Here is a 21408-nt window from a genome sequence, read left to right as displayed (position 1 = left end):
AGGCTAGAATGATATAAAAGCATTCTCTATACTGATAGACAAATCAGAACATGCTTAATTTTAGTAAAAAACCAGATGTTCACGCAGTTTAACATAAAGAGTTCACTCTCTATGAGGTAGATCATGCGAAACGTTAATTCTAACGAGCGCATTGGCCTTTGTCTTTAAGATTCAGGAGAACGCATGGAGTTTAGTGTAAAAAGTGGTAGCCCGGAAAAACAACGCAGCGCATGTATTGTTGTCGGAGTCTTTGAACCACGCCGTCTGTCCCCTATAGCTGAACAGCTGGACAAAATTAGTGACGGATATATCAGCGCCCTGCTGCGCCGCGGGGAACTTGAAGGTAAAGTAGGGCAATCCCTGCTACTCCATCATGTACCTAATGTTCTATCTGAACGCATTCTCCTTATCGGTTGTGGTAAAGAGCGTGAATTAGATGAGCGTCAATTTAAACAAATTATTCAGAAAACAATTAGTACTCTGAATGAAACCGGCTCAATGGAAGCAGTTTGTTTCTTAACTGAGCTGCATGTTAAAGGTCGCAACAATTACTGGAAAGTTCGCCAAGCGGTAGAAACGGCAAAAGAGTCGCTCTACGTCTTTGATCAACTGAAAAGTAATAAAACAGAACATCGCCGTCCACTGCGTAAATTGGTCTTCAATGTACCAACGCGTCGTGAATTGACTAGCGGTGAACGTGCAATTTCTCATGGCCTCGCTATCGCCTCTGGCGTTAAAGCAGCAAAAGACTTGAGTAATATGCCGCCAAATATCTGTAACGCTGGTTATTTAGCATCACAAGCTCGCCAATTAGCTGATATTTCAGATAACAAGCTCACCACCCGTGTTATCGGTGAAGAGCAAATGAAAGATTTAGGTATGAATGCCTATCTTGCCGTCGGTCAGGGTTCACAAAACGAATCACTGATGTCGATTATGGAATATAAAGGCAATCCAGACCCAGATACTAAGCCTATTGTGTTATTGGGCAAAGGTTTGACCTTTGACTCAGGTGGTATTTCAATCAAACCTGCCGATGGCATGGATGAAATGAAATATGACATGTGTGGCGCGGCATCGGTTTATGGCGTGATGCGTTTTATCACCGAATTACAGTTACCTATCAATGTCGTTGGTATCTTAGCAGGTTGTGAAAACATGCCTGGCGGTAAAGCATATCGTCCGGGTGATATTTTAACGACGATGTCAGGTCAAACGGTTGAAGTACTAAATACCGATGCCGAAGGTCGTTTAGTGTTATGTGATGCCCTCACTTACGTTGAACGTTTCGAACCTGAGCTAGTTATTGATATCGCGACCTTAACAGGTGCTTGTGTTATCGCGTTAGGTAGCCACTATACGGGATTAATGTCGAACCATAATCCACTCGCACATGAATTGCTTAATGCATCAGAGCAAGCGGGTGACCGTGCTTGGCGTTTACCATTAGCGGATGAGTATTTTGATCAGATAACGCCTAACTTTGCTGATTTAGCGAACACCGGTGGCCGTCCAGCGGGTGCAATTACCGCAGGCTGTTTCCTTTCTCGCTTTGCAACGAAGTATAATTGGGCTCACTTGGATATCGCCGGTACTGCTTGGCGTTCAGGCAAAGCAAAAGGCGCGACAGGCCGTCCTGTATCTATGCTGGCACAGTTTCTACTGAACCGCGCAGGCCTAAATGGTGATGATTAGTCTGAGCTAATTTTCTTCCTTTAAATTAGGTAGAAACTAAATCAATCCCGAATCACCAATTTCTGTGATTCGGGATATTATTTTTTAGCAATATCAAATCAAGTTCAATATAATTTGAGCAACCATCAACCGATTTTGCGGCTGCTGCAAAACAAGTTATAATTCACCAATCTTACGGTAATAGCCGCTCTTGCAAATTGATGCACAGCAAATCACCAATTAAACTTGTCGTGTTTAAAAATGAGACGCTCATCAGTATGTGACTAGTGCAAATGAACGTAGTCAACAATTCTGCGGCACGAAGTATGACGGGTATATGATGAAGAACGGCACTTTTTATTTACTAGAACAACCGTCTCCACAGGCCGAGTTAGAAGCCCATGAATGGCTGACTTGTCAACTTGCGGCGCAAATGTGGCGCAATGGGAAACGTGTTTTAATTGCGTGTGAAACCGCGCAACAGGCCGAAAAAATAGATGAAGCACTCTGGCAAAGAGAGCCGAATCAATTTGTGCCTCATAATCTTGCAGGAGAAGGGCCCCGCTATGGCGCCCCCGTTGAGATTTGTTGGCCCGCTAAAAGGGGCAATACACCTCGAGATATACTGATTAATTTACAAAATCAGTTTGCAGATTTTGCCACCGCATTCCATGAAGTGATAGACTTCGTCCCTATCGAAGAAACTTTAAAACAGTTGGCGCGTGAGCGGTATAAAATCTACCGTAGCGTCGGCTTCAATTTGACTATGGCCGCACCGCCAACTTACTGAATACGAAATGATGGAAAATAAACCAGAAAACACAATAAACGAGCCTTCCCTCGATAAAACCTATAATCCTACCGAGATTGAGCAATCACTTTACGCTCAGTGGGAGAAAAATGGCTATTTTAAACCTCATGGTGATACTAGCCAAGAGAGCTTCTGTGTCGTTATTCCGCCACCGAACGTCACCGGTAGCCTGCACATGGGCCATGCCTTCCAGCAAACTATCATGGATACCATGATCCGTTACCAACGTATGCAAGGTAAAAATACCTTATGGCAAACAGGAACAGACCATGCGGGTATCGCGACTCAAATGGTAGTTGAGCGTAAAATTGCAGCTGAAGAAGGCAAAACGCGTTATGACTACGGCCGCGATCAGTTCATTGATAAAATTTGGCAATGGAAAGCCGAATCAGGCGGTACTATTTCTCAACAAATGCGTCGCCTAGGCGATTCAGTTGACTGGGATCGCGAACGTTTTACGATGGATGAGGGCTTATCTAAAGCAGTTAAAGAAGCTTTCGTTCGTATGTACAAAGAAAATTTAATTTATCGTGGTAAGCGCCTCGTTAACTGGGATCCAAAACTGCACACTGCAATTTCAGATCTCGAAGTTGAGAACCGCGATATCAAAGGTTCAATCTGGCATTTACGCTACCCACTAGCAGATGGTGAAAAAACAGCTGAAGGCAATGACTACTTAGTCGTCGCGACCACGCGCCCAGAAACCATGCTCGGTGATACTGCTGTTGCCGTAAACCCAGAAGATCCTCGCTACAAAGATTTAATTGGCAAAGATATTATTCTGCCAATCGTTAATCGTCGTATCCCAATTATTGGTGATGAACACGCTGATATGGAAAAAGGAACAGGTTGTGTGAAAATCACACCTGCTCACGACTTTAATGACTATGAAGTCGGTAAACGCCACCAGTTAACCATGATTAACATCATGGATCTCGATGGCAACATTCGCAGTGAAGCGGAAGTGTTCGATACCAATGGTAACCCATCAACGGCCTTCAGTTGTGAAATCCCAGAAGCTTACCGTGGTGTAGAGCGTTTTGCTGCCCGTAAAGCGATTGTCGCTGCGTTTGAGCAATCTGGTCTACTGGTTGAAGTTAAACCACACGATTTAACTGTGCCTTATGGTGACCGTGGTGGCGTGGTTATTGAGCCGATGCTAACTGACCAATGGTATGTTCGCACTGCACCTTTGGCTAAAGATGCAATCAAAGCGGTTGAAGATGGCCGCATTCAGTTTGTCCCTCGCCAATATGAAAATATGTATTTTTCATGGATGCGTGATATCCAAGATTGGTGTATTTCTCGCCAATTGTGGTGGGGTCACCGTATCCCTGCTTGGTATGATGAGAAAGGCAACGTCTACGTTGGTCGCGATGAAGCTGAAGTGCGTCGTGAAAACAATCTCAGCGATGATATTGCCCTGCGTCAAGATGACGATGTATTGGATACTTGGTTCTCCTCTGGTCTTTGGACGTTCTCAACTCAAGGCTGGCCAGAAAATACCGAAGCACTAAAAACTTTCCATCCAACTGATGTATTAGTCAGCGGCTTTGATATTATTTTCTTCTGGATTGCCCGCATGATCATGATGACCATGCATTTCGTCAAAGATGAAAACGGTGAGCCACAAGTTCCATTCAAAACTGTCTATATGACGGGTCTGATTCGTGATGAAGAAGGCCAAAAAATGTCTAAATCCAAAGGGAACGTTATTGACCCGCTGGATATGATTGACGGTATTTCGCTAGAAGCGTTACTCGAAAAGCGTACAGGCAATATGATGCAGCCACAATTGGCTGAAAAAATTGCTAAACGTACTCAAAAAGAGTACCCAGAAGGTATTGAGGCTCATGGTACTGATGCCCTACGCTTCACTTTAGCTGCCCTTGCATCAACCGGACGTGATATCAATTGGGATATGAAACGTCTATCAGGCTACCGCAATTTCTGTAATAAATTATGGAATGCGAGCCGTTTTGTGTTGATGAATACAGAAAATCAAGATTGCGGCCAAAATGGCGGCGAAATGAGTTTCTCATTGGCCGATCGTTGGATCATGGCGCAGTTTAATCAAACCATAAAATCTTATCGTGAAGCGCTTGATACCTATCGTTATGATATCGCAGCAAATATTCTGTATGATTTCACATGGAATGAGTTCTGTGACTGGTATTTAGAGCTATCAAAACCTGCGGTTCATAAAGGTAATGATGCTCAAGTTCGCGCAGCACGCTTTACCCTGATTGAAGTGCTTGAAGGTCTATTGCGTCTTGCTCACCCTATCATTCCATTTATCACCGAAACCATTTGGCAGCGTGTTAAAGTGGTTAAAGGGATTGATGCCGATACCATTATGTTGCAGCCTTTCCCTGAATTTGATGCAGCAAAAGTTGATGAACTGGCATTAAGTGATTTAGAGTGGATTAAAGAAGCCATTATTGCGGTACGTAATATTCGTGCTGAAATGAATATTTCGCCGGGTAAACCACTTGAATTAATACTACGTGGTGCATCTGAAGATGCTAAACGTCGTATCGCTGAAAACCAAAACTTTATTCAATCTATGGCTCGGTTAGCCAGTATCCGCATATTATCTGAAGGGGAAGAAGCGCCAGTTTCTGTCACTAAATTGATTAATGGCGCTGAGCTATTAATTCCAATGGCAGGTCTAGTTGATAAAGACGCTGAACTCGCTCGCCTAGATAAAGAGCTGGAAAAAGTCACCAAAGAAATTGAATCAATCGAAAGCAAGCTGGCAAATGAAGGTTTTGTAAGTCGCGCCCCTGCTGCCGTTGTTGAAAAAGAACGTGAGCGTTTAGGTGTTAATATTGAAGCGAAAGCTAAAATTGAAGCACAGAAAGTGACGATTGCCTCTTTGTAATCAATTTTCCATATAAGTATTAACGCCCTGATTAGCTTGCTACTCAGGGCTTTTTATTGCATCTTAATTCAAGCATTATCGACTTACTACCTTCACAACTCTCAGATTGAAGTTCCCTTCTGGTTCTCTTTGCACTGAGTTATACACAATAATAATGAAGAGTTTCATATGACAATAAATACACCAGACACAACTCAAAATTACCAAATTCGCCTTCTTGAACAACGTGACAACGCTGGAATTGCCGCTATTATTCGTAAAGTTTCTGCGGAGCATGGACTTACTGCTGATAAAGGCTATGCGATCGCTGACCCGATTTTAGATACACTTTATGATGTTTATAGCCAGCCTCGTAGCGCATATTGGGTTGTTGAAATGCAGGGTGAAATTGTCGGTGGCGGTGGAATATCTCAACTTGCAGGTGGTGATAGCAAAACGGTAGAACTACAGAAAATGTATTTGTCTTCGGCACTGCGCGGTAAAGGGCTGGCAAAGAAAATCGTCCTAATGTCGTTGGAATTCGCCAAAGCACAAGGCTATACACGTTGTTATTTAGAAACAACGGCAGATTTACAAGCTGCAATTAAATTATACGAGAAATTAGGTTTTGAGTTTATTGATGAGCCGCTAGGTCACACTGGCCATGGTGACTGTGAAATCAGAATGCTAAAAACGTTGTAAAACACACATTTTCAACACAAAAAAGGATAGCATTTCGCTATCCTTTTTAATTCAACAACACTGAAAATTAAACTTAGTGAATACGATCTTCAGGCTCTTCATCACCTTCATCATCACCGTCTTCATCATCTTCACCGTTTGGATCTTCAAAATAGGTGCCCCAACCATCATAATTAACGCCCATTTTTTCAGCGAGCTTAATGAGTTGGTCAACTTGCGCGTCGATCAATTCTGCCTTTAATGGCGATTCACTAACAACATCACAACACATTAATGTGATACCGTTTTCAACTTCTAACTCTTCTGCATCAGTCACTTCATAACCGAGTTTAAATGCTTCAACGGCGGCTTTTTCAAGTAAAGCAAAATCGTCTGCTGAGAAGTGATGCTCAATTGCATACAGCGCATCAGGATCGCTACCATCTTCGAGCAGCTCTTCAATAATTAAACGCGTTTCTTCGTTCTGTGCCTCTAGTTCAGCTTTATCTACCATGTCACACCCCTTATTCCGTAATCGCTTGTCTTATGCCATTCTCCCATAGGGTTGACAGTGAAACCATACCCATGACAATAATTTCTTTTTGATAAGGGGTTGATTTTGAATTTTTATGGATATAAATTGAATATTAATTCAATAATAAAAGGCATGTATTTATGAATCCCTTATATAGTAGGCATTTTTTAAGGTTACTTGATTTTACATCTACCGAAATTAATTCACTTTTAAAACTATCCGCTTGGTTAAAATCACAAAAAAAAGCCGGTACTGAACAACCCCTCCTTACGGGTAAAAATTTCGCCCTCATTTTTGAAAAAGATTCGACTCGTACTCGCTGTGCTTTCGAGGTCGGTGCTTTCGACCAAGGTGCTAAAGTCACTTACCTCGGCCCTTCTGGTAGCCAAATCGGCCACAAAGAAACCATGAAAGACACCGCGAGAGTACTTGGACGGATGTATGACGGTATTCAGTATCGGGGATTCAGCCAAAACAATGTTGAAACCTTAGCCACGCACTCGGGAGTGCCTGTATGGAATGGACTAACCAACGAATTCCATCCCACACAGTTATTAGCCGACTTGCTTACCATTCAGGAACATCAACCCAATAAACCATTATCAGAAATTAAATTCGCTTACCTCGGCGATGCGCGCAATAACATGGGCAATTCATTGCTAGAAGCCGCAGCCCTCACAGGCTTGGACTTACGTTTAGTCGCCCCCAAAAGCTGTTGGCCAGAAGAGCAACTGGTTGAAGATTGTCAAAAAATAGCCAAAACAACCGGCGCAAAAATCACGCTAACGGAAGACGTCGCGCAAGGCGTTAAAGATGCTGACTTTATTTATACTGATGTATGGGTTTCAATGGGTGAACCTAAGGAAGTTTGGGCACAGCGTATTAATTTATTAAAGCCTTATCAAGTCAACATGGATGTCATCAAACTCACCGGTAATCCTAACGTGAAATTTTTGCATTGCTTACCTGCATTTCACAATGAGGACACAACCCTTGGTGCGCAGTTAGCAAAAGAATTCAATATGTTCGGTGGATTAGAAGTGACTGAAGAAGTATTTGAATCGCCTTATAGTATTGTGTTTGATCAAGCCGAAAACCGTCTTCATACTATCAAAGCCGTCATGGTCGCAACATTAGCACCTGAGTTACCTGTTGGCAGTTTTTAATATTTCGTTGAATTATGCTTAGCTCAAGCATATTTAGCACAATGATATTCAAAGTAATAATATTCAGGCCAAGTAGGCGTTTACCTTAATAAAACACCTACTTAGGCCGCCCATTATCTATGGTCGTTCGCCTTTGGCTAACCGATCATTTATCACACCAATAAGTTGTGGCAAATCAGCTAATGTATCAATAACGTAATGAGCACCTGCGGCAAATAACTTAGCAGTGGCTTTTTGGCGAAGTTCTAAAATGGCATCATGGGGCATTGTTTGGTATTCATCCCACGTTTTACCAAATTCATTGCCTGATAGCGCAACTCCAACACTCCACATTCCTGCATTGAGCCCTTCAGCAATCCCCGGCACAGCATCATCTACTTTAATACATGAAGCGACTGAATCAATACTAAGCTCAATCACATTCTGTAGCGCCATCCAAGGCCCCGGCCTACCACCAGCCGGTATATCATCACTCGCTACCCAATAATCAGGGCTATAACCTAGTCGCGCTGCGGCAGGCACTAATTTTTCCATCACCGCTCTTGGATATCCTGAACAAGAACCTATTTTTATTTCCTGAGTACGAAGTGCTGCAATAGTTTGAATCACACCCGAAATAGGTGCCGCAAAATCAACAACTTTAGCTATTTGCAATGGCATAAACGTAGCATAAATAGCGTCAATATCGTCATTGTTCATCGAACGGCCAAATTTGTTTTGCCAACAAATATCTATTTCAGGTAACTTTCCTAATGCTTCAATATGTTGCCACTTCCCTAAGCCCATTGGTATACGTGCTTGTTCCAGCGTAATATCAATATCAAATGCGCGATGAAATGCCTCAATAAAAATTTGTGTCGGGGCAAATGAACCAAAATCAACAGTGGTTCCTGCCCAATCAAGAATAACAGCCTGAATTCGGTTCATTTCTCGTCCTTATTTTCCCAGTCAATAGCGTTTTCGATTGCGATTAATAACGCGGTAATATCGTTTTCGTACACTTCCCCAATATTGCCAATACGAAAGCAATCACGCTGAGATACTTTTCCGGGGTAGATAACAAAACCTTGTGATTTCAAACGTAAATAAAATGTTTTAAATTGATAATCTGTTGTTTTTGGCGAGTAGAAAGCAGTAATAATTGGTGAATGTAGAGCATCTTCCAATAACGTGTTAAACCCCAACGCTTTCATACCAGCGACCAATTTGAGTTGATTGCGTTGGTAACGTTGGTAACGTGCTGCTATCCCGCCTTCTTGCGCTAATTCCTGTAAGGCTTGCGCAAAAGCCAATACCGTATGAGTTGGGGAAGTAAAACGCCATTTACCCTGAAAATCTTCCATGCAGCGCCATTGTGCATGCAAATCTAAAGATAAAGAACGAGAGCGCCCCTCACATTTTTCGAGCTCTTCTGTTCGCGCTATGACAAAAGCAAATCCAGGCACCCCTTGAATGCACTTATTTGCCGAGCTAATCAAAAAATCAATATTCAGCGCGGCGATATCCATTGGAATGCCACCAAAACTACTCATCGCATCCACGATGTAACATTTGTGATAACGCAGAGCTAGCCTCGCTACTTTCTCAATTGGATTGAGGATCCCCGTTGTTGTTTCACAGTGCACCATCGCAATATGGGTAATTTGGCTATCCTGCTGTAACCGTTGCTCAATTTTTTCGATATCCGGTAACATGACCTCATCACATGCATATACTGTATGTTGAAGTCCCATACGCTGCGCCATTTCAACCATCCGCGCACCATAGGCACCATTGCTAATAATCAATATTTTATCTTGTGAACCGATGGCTCCGCCTAAAACGGCTTCCACCGCATAGCTGCCGCTGCCTTGTAATAAGACGGATGAATAACCTGTTTGTGTTGTTGCAAGGGAAACAAGCTGCTGACGAATGGATTGCACCACATCGAGGTTATAATCATCGTCCCATGTACAACTATCAAACAACATCGCCTGCTTAACCGTGTTTGAAGTTGTGAGCGGCCCAGGTGTTAAAAGCAAATAGTTACTGACTGTCATTAAAAAACCCACCATTGGTCTATACCAGATTGCTCTTATAATGATGGTAGGCTGACTAAAAGGTCAAAGGAAAAATAGCCATGCAACAAAAAATTCATATAACTATGTATAATGGGCAAGAAAAAATAATTGTGAGAATCTATGAAACTATCCGCAGATGAGATGCCTCAATACTTACTAATCAAAGCGCAGCTACAGGCAAGAATTCAAAACGGGGCGCTAAAAAGTGGTGATAAATTACCGTCAGAACGGGAACTCTGTACTATTTTCAATACCACTAGAGTCACTATTCGCGAAAGTTTGGCACAATTAGAATCTAGTGGAGCAATCTATCGCTCAGAAAGACGCGGCTGGTTCGTTACACCTGAGCGGTTGTGGTTAAATCCAACTCAAAATACCAATTTTCATAAACTGTGTCTTGAGCAGGGTCGATTACCGAAAACGACCTTACTTGATGGTCGAGTTGCAACCGTCCCTACCGATGCAATGGTACCGCTACAATTACAACCCTTTGAACAAATTTATTTACTCACACGCGTCCGTTTTGCGGATAACCGTGCAGTGTGTTATTGCGAAAATCATTGTTTACCCGCCCGCGTACCTGAATTACTACGCCATGATCTTAACGGCAGCTTAACCGAAGTTTATGAAACACATTTTGGTTTGATATACACCAGTATGCATTTATCTTTTTATCCTACAGCGATGCCCCCTCAAGCCGCGAATGCTTTAGGCGTTACCGTTGGTCGCCCAGCCTTGTTATTACAACGATTGAACTACGATCAACATGGGCGAATTCTAGACTATGATGTCGAATATTGGCGTCATGATAGCCTACGAATTGAGGTCGATACGCTTTAGTTGATCGACTATTTTAAGCAAGATAATTTTTAAATTAATAATTCTGTTTCATCTTTTTGTCACATTAGTTCATTAGCGTAGAAAACAACTGGTATATACCAGATTACCTTTACCGCTAATTGGAGACAACGATGAAACATTCCTACCTAACTTGCTTACTGATGGCTGCTTTTTGTTCTACTTCGGCTTTGGCTGCTCCTGTGGTTACTGTTTACTCTTCCGACGGGCTACATGATGGCAATAATAGTTGGTATCAAAATCAATTTGCTGCGTTTACCCAACAAACTGGCATTAAAGTACAGTATGTGGAAAGTGGTTCGGGGGCGATTGTTGAACGCCTAGCGAAAGAGCGAACAAATCCACAAGCCGATGTTTTAATTTCAGTTTCACCCTTTATTCAACGAGCCGCTAAAACACAATTACTAGCACAATTTACGCCAGAAGCTGCCGCTGTTATTCCTAACTCAACCCCTTACTACACCCCGCTGGTCAATAATTACCTCACCTTTATTTATAATGCCAAACTGCTAAAAACCCCACCAGCAAACTGGGCAGATTTGCTCGACAAGCGCTTTAAAAATAAATTGCAGTACTCTACGCCGGGACAAGCAGGTGATGGTACAGCTGTCATGCTACAAGTCTTCCACAGCTTTGCGAGCAAAGATGCGGGGTTTGATTATCTCGGCAAACTTCAAGCTAACAATGTGGGTCCATCAGCTTCAACGGGGAAATTAACTGCGTTAGTGAATAAAGGTGAGATTTACGTGGCAAACGGCGACTTACAAATGAATTTGTCACAAATGGCACGTAATCCTAACATCAAGATTTTCTGGCCCGCAGATGAAAAAGGCCAACGCAGCGCGCTTGATCTCCCTTATGTTGTCAGCCTTGTCAACCAAGGGCCCGAAACCGAAAATGGCAAAAAGCTAATTAATTTCCTACTCAATAAGCAATCTCAAAGCCGTGTGAGTGAACTTTCATGGGGGCTACCTGTACGTTCCGATATCACCCCTAATGACGAACAATACCGTACCGCCATCAATACAATGAAAGGGGTAACAACATGGCATCCTAACTGGGATCAAGTTGAATTATCGTTATCAGCAGATATTTCTCGTTGGCACCAAGTAACTGAGAGCGAGTAATTTTCTATGTTGATGAAAAGGACATTAAGCACCCCGTTGAAAATAGCCGAACATTCGGGGATCACATTAGAGTCGTTACGGGTTTCCTACCATCACAATGTGGTACTGAAACCTTTATCGCTAACGATTGAACCGGGTGAGATATTAGCGCTGATCGGCCCTTCAGGTTCAGGTAAAACGACAGTATTACGCGCTATTGCCGGTTTTGCACAACCCGACAGTGGCCGAATTTTAATTGGCAATAAGGATATTACTAACCTTCCCCCTTTCCAGAGGGGGCTGGGTATGGTTGTGCAAAACTATGCGCTCTTTCCCCATATGAAAGTGGAAGAGAATGTCGCATTTGGTCTGCGCGCTCAAAAACAGCCAAAAACATTAATCACTGAGCGCGTAGTTGAAGCCTTAAACATTGTCGGCATGAGCGATTATGCAACACGTTATCCGCACCAACTGTCTGGAGGTCAACAACAACGAATCGCTATTGCTCGCGCCATTGCCGTGCGACCTCGAGTGTTATTGCTCGATGAGCCACTTTCAGCTTTAGATGCGCAAATTCGCCATAATATGGTTGAAGAAATTGCACGTTTGCATCGCGAACTCCCTGAATTAACGATTCTCTATGTCACACATGATCAAACTGAAGCCCTCGCACTTGGCGATAAAATTGGCATCATGAAAGATGGATATTTAGTGGCTCATGGTGAGAAAGAGGCGCTTTATCATCAACCCCCAAATCGCTTCGCTGCGGAATTCTTAGGTCGTGCAAATATTTTATCCGCGACGGTTTTGGGTTTATCAACAATACCAAACCAAATCAATGTGAGTTGTGGTGGTTCATTGATTGAAGCTCAAGCCACCACAATGCGTACAGGAACACATAAATGGGTGTGCCTACGACCTCAGCACATTAGTCTCACACCAAGAAATGATACTTCGAATCAATTACATGCCACTTTATGTGCTATTCGATGGCAAGGGGATTTAACCCATCTTGTCTGTGATGTTTCAGGTGAAAGCGTGACGGTCGCCGTGACGCATTTATCCTCTGCACCACGGGTAGGGGATAAACTCACGCTGTGGTTTTCACCAACCAATACCATTTTAATTGAGGATTGATATGTCTCACATTAGTGCATTCAAGCAACCCTTTATTAAGCTAAGACCTATTTACTGGTTGCTACCGCCATTATTGGTATTAGCCACGTTATTTTTCTATCCACTTTTACTGATAGCGGAACAAGCCATACAAACACAATCAGGGCATTGGGGATTGGAAACCTTTTGGCAAGTGATTGAATCACGTCGATTTATCAATGGATTATGGAATACGCTGCAAATTGCTTTTTTCGCGACACTGGGCTGCTTAATGGTAGGTAGTCTATTCGCGATAATATTAGTGTTTATTCCTTTTCCTGGCAGCCGTTTAATCACTCAAGTTATTGATACTTTCATCGCATTACCCACTTTTTTGATTACACTCGCTTTTACCTTTATTTATGGCTCCGCAGGTTTATTAAATGGGTCATTGATGGCCGTTTTTAATATTGAACTCCCTCCCATTGATTTTTTATATTCAATCAACGGCGTTATTTTGGCTGAAATCACTGTATTCACACCACTTGTTATGCGCCCTTTGATGGCAGCATTAAGACAAATAGATAAAAGCCAACTAGAGGCAGCAAGTATTTTAGGTGCTCATCCTGCTCGTGTTATCAGACAAATTATTTTTCCTGCCGCGCTTCCCGCCTTATTAGCTGGTGGAAGTTTATGTTTATTACTTACAACGAATGAGTTTGGCATCGTATTGTTCATCGGTGCCAAAGGTGTGAATACACTACCTATGATGGTCTACAGTAAAGCGATTCTTGAATCTGATTACACTGTGGCCTGTATGATAGCGCTGATAAATATACTTATCTCATTAGGATTGTTTTTCTTATACCGAGTGGCGACAACTCGCCTCAGTGCAAAGGGGTAAGTATGCTTATTTGGTCTAAAAAAGGGCGAATTACAGCGAGCATTATCGCCATCGCTCTATTTTCATTACTATTTTTATTGCCGCTGGGTATGATCTTACTGTCCAGCTTAACTAAGCAATGGAATGGTATTTTACCATCAGGTTTTACCATTTCTCATTTCATCAATGCATTTAGTGGTTCCGCTTGGGACGCCATATTATCCAGTTTAATTATTGGGTTCAGTGCGAGCTTGTTCGCTTTGGTATGCGGTTTATGGGCGGCATTAGCGTTACGGCACTATAGTGGTAGATTACAAAAATATCTCAGTATCATGTTCTATTTACCCAGTGCTATTCCATCAGTTTCCATTGGTCTTGGAACCCTCGTGGCTTTCAGTCAAGGTTACTTGCAAATGAATGGGACATTTTGGATTATTTTTTCTGCCCACTTTGTCTTAATTTCAGCATTCACCTTTAGCAATGTCTCGACTGGTTTAACCCAAATTTCACCTGATATCGAAAATGTTGCCTTCAGTTTAGGCGCCTCTCCAGGGTATCGATTATTCCATGTCACGCTACCATTATTGATGCCTTGGATAATTTCAGCGCTTGCACTCAGCCTTTCCCTTTCATTAGGCGAATTGGGGGCGACCATGATGTTATATCCTCCGGGTTGGGCAACGTTACCTGTGTCTATTTTTAGCCTAACCGACAGAGGAAATATCGCTGATGGCTCTGCATTAACAATAGTATTAGTGGTGATAACATTGATTCTAATGAGGTTACTCGAAAGAGTGGCTAAGCGGCTGGGGCAAAAATAATTATTGAATACAAATTATCATGCAAAGCCCTGAATGGGCTTTGTAATTTTAACAAATTTCAAACTGACGATGATGATTTCGTCCAATCTTCTAATTTAAGCCCAGATACCCGTGAAAATTCACGCGTATTATTTGTCACCAAAATTGAGTTAGATGAAATTGCATGACCTGCAATTGCAGTATCATTGTTGCCGATCGGTGTACCTATATCTGATAGCATCTTTTTAATTGTTGTGGTCGCATCAATTGCAGCCTTATCCCAAGGTAAGATAGCATCGAGGCGCTCACAAAAAGCATCCACTAATACATTGTGCTTAGCAGATGCTTTTTTGCCAACCGCCCCAAAACGCATTTCTGAGTATGTGATTGCTGAAACGACAATTGAATATCGTTTCATTACACAATCTTGTAGTTTTTCAAGTAAATATATTGGTTGCTCTCTCATAATGAATGAGCAAATATTTGTATCAAGCATATAAATTCTTTTCACAAAATCACCCGTCCATCTTCGATAACATCTTCCCTATCAAGTAAAAAGTCACTATCTGCTTTACCTTCATCAGTAAATGACAACCAATTAGGTTTTACAGGTCGTAAAATAATACTGTCCCCTTCACGACTAATTTCTAACTCATTTACACCCTCAAAATCGAAATCTTTAGGTAAACGGATGGCTCGATTATTACCGTTTCTAAATATAGAAACTGTTTTTGTCCTCATCAGGTACCTCCTTTGAATCAGCTCTAACATATGTTAAGTATATGCACCAATTAGCATATGTCAACATATGTCAAATAGACAGCTAATCACTGAACTTACCATTTTCTTCTTCAACCGTAATCATCTCTATGATTTTTCGGTTTTATCTTTTTAGATTAAATATCAACCAAATTGCAAAATGAAAAAAAATTCATTTTTCTTTATGCAAACGCTTGCGTCAAACAAAGAGATGCGTATAATTCGCCACAATTTGTCGGGAGAAACCATGAACGCTGCTATTCTATTATTGACTCAGAATACCTCCACCGCACTGCCTTCGAGCGGTCTGGACAGCCAGTTTTTCCCCTCCGTATTTGAAAAAAAGCCCCTCATTGAGGGGCTTTTTTTTGGCCTATCCCCTAACGCGTCTTGCTGACACAGGAGAATAACGATGCCGAACCCTCTATACCTTCGCGACATAATTTCTATTAACGATCTCGATCGCTCTGATCTAGAGCTAGTGCTTAAAGTTGCTGCCGCACTAAAAAAACAACCACAACCCGAGTTTCTTAAGCATAAAGTTATTGCTAGTTGTTTCTTTGAAGCCTCGACTAGAACTCGTTTGTCTTTTGAAACTGCAATTCATCGCCTTGGCGCATCTGTGGTCGGTTTTTCTGACAGCACCAATACATCGCTAGGTAAGAAAGGGGAAACCTTAGCAGACACTATCTCGGTCATCAGCCAATATGTTGATGCGATAGTCATGCGCCACCCTCAAGAAGGTGCCGCACGTCTAGCAAGTCAATTTGCAGGGCAGATCCCCGTCATTAATGCCGGAGATGGCTCTAACCAGCATCCAACACAAACTTTACTCGACTTGTTTACCATTCAAGAAACCCAAGGCCGTTTAGAAAATCTACAAGTGGCAATGGTGGGTGACCTTAAATATGGCAGAACCGTACATTCACTCACTCAAGCGCTCTCCAAATTTAAAGGCAATCACTTTTATTTTATCGCCCCTGAAGTACTGGCGATGCCAAATCATATTTTGAATATCCTTGAAGAAAAAGGCGCAACTTATAGCCTACATAGCAACATCGATGAAGTTATGCCTGAACTCGATATCCTTTATATGACTCGCGTACAAAAAGAGCGCCTAGATCCATCTGAGTATGCCAATGTCAAAGCACAGTTTATTTTACGCGCCGAAGACCTGCATTCTGCCAAACCGAATTTAAAAGTTTTACACCCATTACCTCGTATCGATGAAATTACCGTCGACGTTGATAGCACTCCTTACGCCTACTATTTCCAACAAGCAGGAAATGGGATTTATGCGCGACAAGCATTGTTGTCACTGGTGTTAAATAAAGAATTGGCCATCTGAGGAGAAAATAATCATGACTCACGATCATAAATTACAAGTTGAAGCCATCAGCCACGGTACTGTCATCGACCATATTCCCGCTCAAATTGGTTTCAAACTGCTAAAACTGTTTAAGCTGACCAAAACTGATGAACGTATTACTATTGGATTGAATTTACCCTCAAGTAATTTAGGCAAAAAAGATATAATTAAAATTGAGAATACTTTTTTGACTCCTGAACAAGCCAACCAATTAGCGATGTACGCACCGGAAGCTACCGTAAATCGTATCGAAGATTATCAAGTTGTTGAAAAACTAGAGCTCACATTACCTGAGCATATTGATAATGTGTTGGTGTGCCCAAATAGTAACTGCATCAGCCATAATGAACCCGTTTCTAGCAGTTTTCGCGTTAAGAAAATTGATAAAGAAGTCGCACTTACCTGTCGATTCTGCGAAAAAGAATTCGATAGAGATGCAGTGATCAATAATCAGTAAACAATTTAAGCGTAAACTGTTGCTTTGTATGGGCGCTATCAGCGCTTATACTAACAGTCAATAGCTCGTAAAGTTGTTTCCTCGATTAAACGGAGTAGTTATGTCATACGAAATTAATACAGAAAACGCACCAGCCGCTATCGGTCCTTATGTACAAGGTGTTGATTTAGGCAGTATGGTTATCACTTCAGGTCAAATCCCTGTTAATCCAAAAACCGGCGAAGTACCTGAAGATATTGCTGCGCAAACTCGTCAATCACTCGATAACGTAAAAGCAATTTTAGAAAAAGCAGGCTTAAAAGCCTCTGATATCGTGAAAACAACGGTATTTGTGAAAGATTTGAATGATTTCGCTACTGTTAATGCGACTTATGAAGAATTCTTCAAACAACATAATGCACCATTCCCTGCGCGTTCATGTGTTGAAGTAGCTCGCCTTCCAAAAGATGTCAAAATCGAAATCGAAGCTATTGCAGTTCGTAAATAATGACTAACAATTAATAAAACTATCAAACTAGTGAATTGAATGTAGTCACTGCCTTCTATTGATAGCAATGCGCTATTAGAAGGCAGTCTCTTTTTATTTATCCGCCTTTTACTCCTCATCGCCAATTAGCAATTATTCTCATTCATTGCAAACAAAAAAACGCGAATAATCCTTTTTTTATTTTTATCTCTGCGCTTTTGATATTCATACAAATTATTTTTTTCCTTGTTTTAAATCAAACTAGCGTCATCTAAAAAAAAGCAATAACCTATATATTGTGCTTTAATTACAACACAAGACACAATATGTAGTGTTTATTCACATTTTATCCACAGATTGACTCACACAACTATGAATAATAGATAACACTGTTTATCTGTGGATAACTAAAGAAGGAGCTTTAAAGTGGGAACGGTTGTTATTAAAAGAGATGGTTGTCAGGTCAGCTTTGGCCTTCCGAGAATTCAAGAAGCCGTCAAGCGCGCTGCCGCTGCGGCGAATGTTAAGGATGACGATTACTGTCTTCAGGTTGCCTCCGTTGTAACGGAACAACTGTGCAACCGTGACAAAGTCGATATTCGCGAAATTCAAGATGCGGTAGAAAACCAACTCATGGCAGGCCCTTATAAGGACTTGGCTCGCGCCTATATTGAATATCGTCACGATAGAGATAGCGAACGCGAAAAGCGCAGCCAGCTCACGCATGATATCCGCGGCCTCATTGAACAAAGCAATGTTTCTTTACTCAATGAAAATGCCAATAAAGACAGCAAAGTTATCCCCACTCAGCGCGACCTACTGGCTGGCATTGTAGCTAAACATTATGCCAAACAACATATTTTGCCACGCGACATCGTTCAAGCCCATGAACGCGGTGAAATTCACTATCACGACCTTGATTACGCGCCATTTTTCCCAATGTTCAACTGTATGTTAATCGACCTTGAAGGCATGTTAACTAATGGTTTTAAAATGGGAAATGCAGAAATTGAACACCCTAAATCAATTTCAACTGCAACCGCAGTAACCGCACAGATTATTGCTCAAGTTGCTAGCCATATTTATGGCGGTACAACGATTAACCGTATTGACGAAATTTTAGCGCCTTATGTCAAAACAAGTTATGACAAACATCTTAAAGTCGCCAAAGAATGGAATATTGCGGATGCCGAAGGCTATGCACAAAGTCGTACTGAAAAAGAGTGTTACGATGCTTTCCAATCTTTAGAATATGAAGTTAATACCTTACATACCGCTAATGGACAAACGCCATTTGTCACCTTTGGTTTTGGCTTGGGGACTTCAAAAGAAGCACGCCTCATTCAACAATCTATTTTGAAAAATCGGATTGCAGGTCTTGGCAAAAATCGTAAAACAGCGGTGTTCCCAAAACTGGTGTTTGCCATTAAAAAAGGCTTAAACCACCAGCTTGGCGACCCGAGCTATGATATCAAACAACTCGCTCTTGAGTGCGCTAGCAAACGCATGTACCCCGATATTCTTAACTATGACAAAGTTGTTGAAGTCACTGGCTCATTTAAAACCCCAATGGGTTGCCGCAGCTTCTTAGGCGTCTATGAAGAAGATGGCCAGCAAATCCATGATGGACGCAACAATATCGGCGTCATCAGCCTTAACTTGCCACGTATTGCTATTGAAGCGCAAGGCAATGAAGATGCATTTTGGATATTGCTCGAAGAGCGTCTATCTATTGCGAAAAAAGCCTTAATGACCCGTATTGCGCGCCTCGAAAATGTCAAAGCCCGTGTCGCCCCAATCCTCTACATGGAAGGTGCTTGTGGCGTAAGATTAAAAGCGGATGATAATATCGCAGAGATCTTTAAAAATGGTCGCGCCTCTATTTCGCTGGGCTACATTGGCTTACACGAAACAATTAATGCACTATTTGGCAACCAAACTCACGTCTATGACAGTGAAAAACTCAGAGAAAAAGCCGTCGCCATTGTTGATCGACTACGCCAAGCTACTGATAAGTGGAAAGAAGAAACTGGCTATGGTTTTAGTTTATACAGCACACCAAGTGAGAATTTATGCGATCGCTTTTGCCGCATTGATACTGCCGAATTTGGTGTGATCCCGGGCGTAACAGATAAAGGTTATTACACCAATAGCTTCCATTTGGATGTTGAAAAACAAGTTAATCCTTACGATAAAATTGATTTTGAATCGCCTTATCCACCTCTCGCAAATGGGGGATTCATCTGCTATGGCGAATATCCAAACTTACAACATAACGTTAAAGCCCTTGAAGATGTTTGGGATTACAGCTATCAGCACGTTCCTTACTATGGTACCAACACACCTATTGATGAATGTTATGAATGCGGTTTTTCAGGCGAATTTTCCTGTACCAGCAAAGGGTTTACCTGCCCTGCCTGTGGCAATCATGATACAACGCGAGTTTCTGTAATTCGCCGCGTCTGCGGTTATTTAGGCAGCCCGGATGCAAGGCCATTTAATGCAGGAAAACAAGAAGAAGTAAAACGTCGAATTAAGCACTTAGGTAATGGGCAACTTGGGTAAATATTAGGTTAATAACATGAATTACCATCAATATTATCCCGTTGATGTCGTTAATGGCCCCGGTACACGTTGCACCCTGTTTGTTTCAGGGTGCGTTCACCAATGCCGAGGTTGTTATAATAAAAGCACATGGCGGGTAGATTCAGGCATTCCATTCACGCAAGAAATGGAAGATAGGATAATTCAAGATTTACAAGATACGCGGATCCGCCGACAAGGCCTGTCCCTTTCAGGCGGCGATCCTCTGCATCCTGCTAATCTACCGGCGATACTGAAATTAATTAAACGGGTAAAAACAGTTTGTCCCGATAAAGACATTTGGCTGTGGACAGGTTATGAATTGAATGAATTGACGTTAGAGCAACAAAAAGTGGCTCGACTCATCAACACACTCATTGATGGCAAGTTTGAACAGGATTTATATAACCCTTCTTTGGTCTGGCGTGGAAGCAGCAATCAAGTGATCCATAAACTACGTTAACTCATTGATACATAATTAAGCTTCTCTCTCCCAGAGGAGCTTAGTACCAAAACCTAATTTATTATCGACCATTTTAACCTTTTGTAAGCAAAGCTGCCAAACGGGTAGTTTCGCTGTCAATGCGATAGGAAAGCGCTGGCAATAAGCCGCTCTAGCCTGTTGTTCAACAACACCGTCAAGTACTTCAATGCTTCCTGTGAATTGAACACCCTGAATTTTACTCACCTCTTTAGTTTGTGCCGAAACTGTACCTGCAACTTGCGGGTTAGCTAGCATCAATTTTCCATGGGTCGAATTTGGGTCAGTCATTAGAATTAAGCTCATCACTTGCGCATCAAATGCATAATAACAACTGGCAGGCCAGATATCATATTCATGATAAGTAAATAAAGAAAAGACGTGTTGGCGGGAAAAATAGCGCTGAATATGTTTTAGAGATTGTTCTGGCGTCATAGCGTTTTCCTGATTAACCCGTTCAGAACAAGCTTTTGGGAGATTCCCCTTAAGCTTGCTTAAACTGTTCTGAACGTAGGCGTAAATTCGCTATTACTATACTCTAAATACTTAAAATTTTTACTCAGAATAATTTGAGTATTACTCTAAATAATTCGAGTTGTAGCTAGGCGGCAAGTGAACGAGACGCTAGGAGCATACACAAGTATGTGACTAGTGCGAATGAACGCGGCCAACAACGCTACGGCTCGAAGTATGACGAGTAACAGATTTACTCTAAATAATTCGAGTTGTAGCTAGGCGGCAAGTGAACGAGACGCTAGGAG

General features: G+C 41.9%; 21 protein-coding genes. 15 read left to right on the top strand and 6 right to left on the bottom strand.

The features are described from left to right. The first annotated feature begins 183 nt into the window (after nucleotides 1–183). The 4 genes from pepA to ACTH6U_RS03565 all read left to right on the top strand — a co-directional run bounded on the left by pepA (nucleotide 184) and on the right by ACTH6U_RS03565 (nucleotide 6050). Nucleotides 184–1695 (top strand): leucyl aminopeptidase, encoded by a 1512-nt coding sequence (gene pepA / locus ACTH6U_RS03580; RefSeq protein WP_294104102.1) that lies wholly within the window; start codon nucleotides 184–186, stop codon nucleotides 1693–1695. Between the two features lie 319 nt (nucleotides 1696–2014). Then, the gene (locus ACTH6U_RS03575) at nucleotides 2015–2464 is read left to right on the top strand and encodes a DNA polymerase III subunit chi (protein ID WP_336429301.1); all 450 of its coding nucleotides are present in this window, start codon (nucleotides 2015–2017) and stop codon (nucleotides 2462–2464) included. A gap of 10 nt (nucleotides 2465–2474) precedes the next feature. Continuing rightward, nucleotides 2475–5369, top strand: coding sequence for a valine--tRNA ligase (locus tag ACTH6U_RS03570; protein WP_441831650.1), 2895 nt, complete (start codon nucleotides 2475–2477; stop codon nucleotides 5367–5369). A gap of 168 nt (nucleotides 5370–5537) precedes the next feature. Continuing rightward, on the top strand, nucleotides 5538–6050 hold the full coding sequence (locus ACTH6U_RS03565) for a GNAT family N-acetyltransferase (protein ID WP_434719726.1): 513 nt from the start codon (nucleotides 5538–5540) through the stop codon (nucleotides 6048–6050). A 73-nt stretch (nucleotides 6051–6123) separates the two neighbouring features. On the opposite strand, the gene rraB is transcribed toward ACTH6U_RS03565, so the two are convergent. Further along, complete coding sequence (gene rraB, locus ACTH6U_RS03560; RefSeq protein ID WP_294104108.1) at nucleotides 6124–6543, bottom strand: ribonuclease E inhibitor RraB; 420 nt, start codon at nucleotides 6541–6543, stop codon at nucleotides 6124–6126. Nucleotides 6544–6704: 161 nt separating this feature from the next. Here rraB and argF point away from each other — a divergent pair, with 161 nt between their 5' ends. Continuing rightward, on the top strand, nucleotides 6705–7730 hold the full coding sequence (argF, locus tag ACTH6U_RS03555) for an ornithine carbamoyltransferase (RefSeq protein ID WP_441828929.1): 1026 nt from the start codon (nucleotides 6705–6707) through the stop codon (nucleotides 7728–7730). Nucleotides 7731–7847: 117 nt separating this feature from the next. Here the strand turns inward: argF and phnX are convergent, their stop codons facing one another. Continuing rightward, nucleotides 7848–8657, bottom strand: coding sequence for a phosphonoacetaldehyde hydrolase (gene phnX / locus ACTH6U_RS03550; RefSeq protein WP_294104112.1), 810 nt, complete (start codon nucleotides 8655–8657; stop codon nucleotides 7848–7850). After that, on the bottom strand, nucleotides 8654–9769 hold the full coding sequence (gene phnW, locus ACTH6U_RS03545; protein ID WP_441831589.1) for a 2-aminoethylphosphonate--pyruvate transaminase: 1116 nt from the start codon (nucleotides 9767–9769) through the stop codon (nucleotides 8654–8656). The genes phnX and phnW overlap by 4 nt, the downstream gene beginning before the upstream one ends. Before the next feature lie 141 nt (nucleotides 9770–9910). Here phnW and phnR point away from each other — a divergent pair, with 141 nt between their 5' ends. From phnR to phnV, 5 genes are all read left to right on the top strand, one after another. Continuing rightward, on the top strand, nucleotides 9911–10630 hold the full coding sequence (gene phnR, locus ACTH6U_RS03540) for a phosphonate utilization transcriptional regulator PhnR (RefSeq protein WP_294104114.1): 720 nt from the start codon (nucleotides 9911–9913) through the stop codon (nucleotides 10628–10630). 131 nt (nucleotides 10631–10761) lie between these two features. After that, nucleotides 10762–11775, top strand: coding sequence for a 2-aminoethylphosphonate ABC transporter substrate-binding protein (gene phnS / locus ACTH6U_RS03535; RefSeq protein WP_441831588.1), 1014 nt, complete (start codon nucleotides 10762–10764; stop codon nucleotides 11773–11775). 6 nt (nucleotides 11776–11781) lie between these two features. Then, nucleotides 11782–12891, top strand: coding sequence for a 2-aminoethylphosphonate ABC transport system ATP-binding subunit PhnT (phnT, locus tag ACTH6U_RS03530; RefSeq protein ID WP_441831587.1), 1110 nt, complete (start codon nucleotides 11782–11784; stop codon nucleotides 12889–12891). Nucleotide 12892: 1 nt separating this feature from the next. Next, entirely contained in the window at nucleotides 12893–13753 is an 861-nt protein-coding gene (phnU, locus tag ACTH6U_RS03525; RefSeq protein WP_294104118.1) for a 2-aminoethylphosphonate ABC transporter permease subunit, read from the top strand. A 2-nt stretch (nucleotides 13754–13755) separates the two neighbouring features. Next, nucleotides 13756–14553 carry a 2-aminoethylphosphonate ABC transport system, membrane component PhnV gene (gene phnV, locus ACTH6U_RS03520; protein ID WP_441831586.1) on the top strand — a complete coding sequence of 266 codons (798 nt, stop codon included), beginning with the start codon at nucleotides 13756–13758 and terminating at the stop codon, nucleotides 14551–14553. 58 nt (nucleotides 14554–14611) lie between these two features. On the opposite strand, the gene ACTH6U_RS03515 is transcribed toward phnV, so the two are convergent. Further along, entirely contained in the window at nucleotides 14612–15043 is a 432-nt protein-coding gene (locus ACTH6U_RS03515; RefSeq protein WP_441831585.1) for a type II toxin-antitoxin system VapC family toxin, read from the bottom strand. Next, nucleotides 15040–15273, bottom strand: coding sequence for a type II toxin-antitoxin system VapB family antitoxin (vapB, locus tag ACTH6U_RS03510; RefSeq protein WP_336429314.1), 234 nt, complete (start codon nucleotides 15271–15273; stop codon nucleotides 15040–15042). Before vapB ends, ACTH6U_RS03515 begins: the two co-directional genes overlap by 4 nt. Before the next feature lie 430 nt (nucleotides 15274–15703). On the opposite strand from vapB, the gene pyrB reads away from it, so the two are divergent. From pyrB to nrdG, 5 genes are all read left to right on the top strand, one after another. Beyond that, nucleotides 15704–16639, top strand: coding sequence for an aspartate carbamoyltransferase (pyrB, locus tag ACTH6U_RS03505; RefSeq protein ID WP_336429316.1), 936 nt, complete (start codon nucleotides 15704–15706; stop codon nucleotides 16637–16639). 13 nt (nucleotides 16640–16652) lie between these two features. Beyond that, nucleotides 16653–17117: an aspartate carbamoyltransferase regulatory subunit gene (pyrI, locus tag ACTH6U_RS03500; protein WP_294104124.1), complete on the top strand. Its 465-nt coding sequence runs from the start codon at nucleotides 16653–16655 to the stop codon at nucleotides 17115–17117. 100 nt (nucleotides 17118–17217) lie between these two features. After that, a complete protein-coding gene (ridA, locus tag ACTH6U_RS03495; protein ID WP_294104128.1) occupies nucleotides 17218–17604 on the top strand; it encodes a 2-iminobutanoate/2-iminopropanoate deaminase in 387 nt (128 codons plus the stop codon). A gap of 405 nt (nucleotides 17605–18009) precedes the next feature. Further along, nucleotides 18010–20148, top strand: coding sequence for an anaerobic ribonucleoside-triphosphate reductase (gene nrdD, locus ACTH6U_RS03490; protein WP_441831584.1), 2139 nt, complete (start codon nucleotides 18010–18012; stop codon nucleotides 20146–20148). Nucleotides 20149–20164: 16 nt separating this feature from the next. After that, nucleotides 20165–20629 (top strand): anaerobic ribonucleoside-triphosphate reductase-activating protein, encoded by a 465-nt coding sequence (gene nrdG / locus ACTH6U_RS03485; protein WP_294104130.1) that lies wholly within the window; start codon nucleotides 20165–20167, stop codon nucleotides 20627–20629. 15 nt (nucleotides 20630–20644) lie between these two features. Here the strand turns inward: nrdG and ACTH6U_RS03480 are convergent, their stop codons facing one another. After that, entirely contained in the window at nucleotides 20645–21082 is a 438-nt protein-coding gene (locus ACTH6U_RS03480) for a YhbP family protein (protein WP_294104131.1), read from the bottom strand. Nucleotides 21083–21408: the final 326 nt, after the last annotated feature.

The sequence above is a fragment of the Providencia sp. genome (genome assembly GCF_052096715.1).
GTDB lineage: Bacteria > Pseudomonadota > Gammaproteobacteria > Enterobacterales > Enterobacteriaceae > Providencia.
Note: the sequence above shows the minus strand (reverse complement) of the source record. Positions and strands in the feature narration are given on the sequence as shown.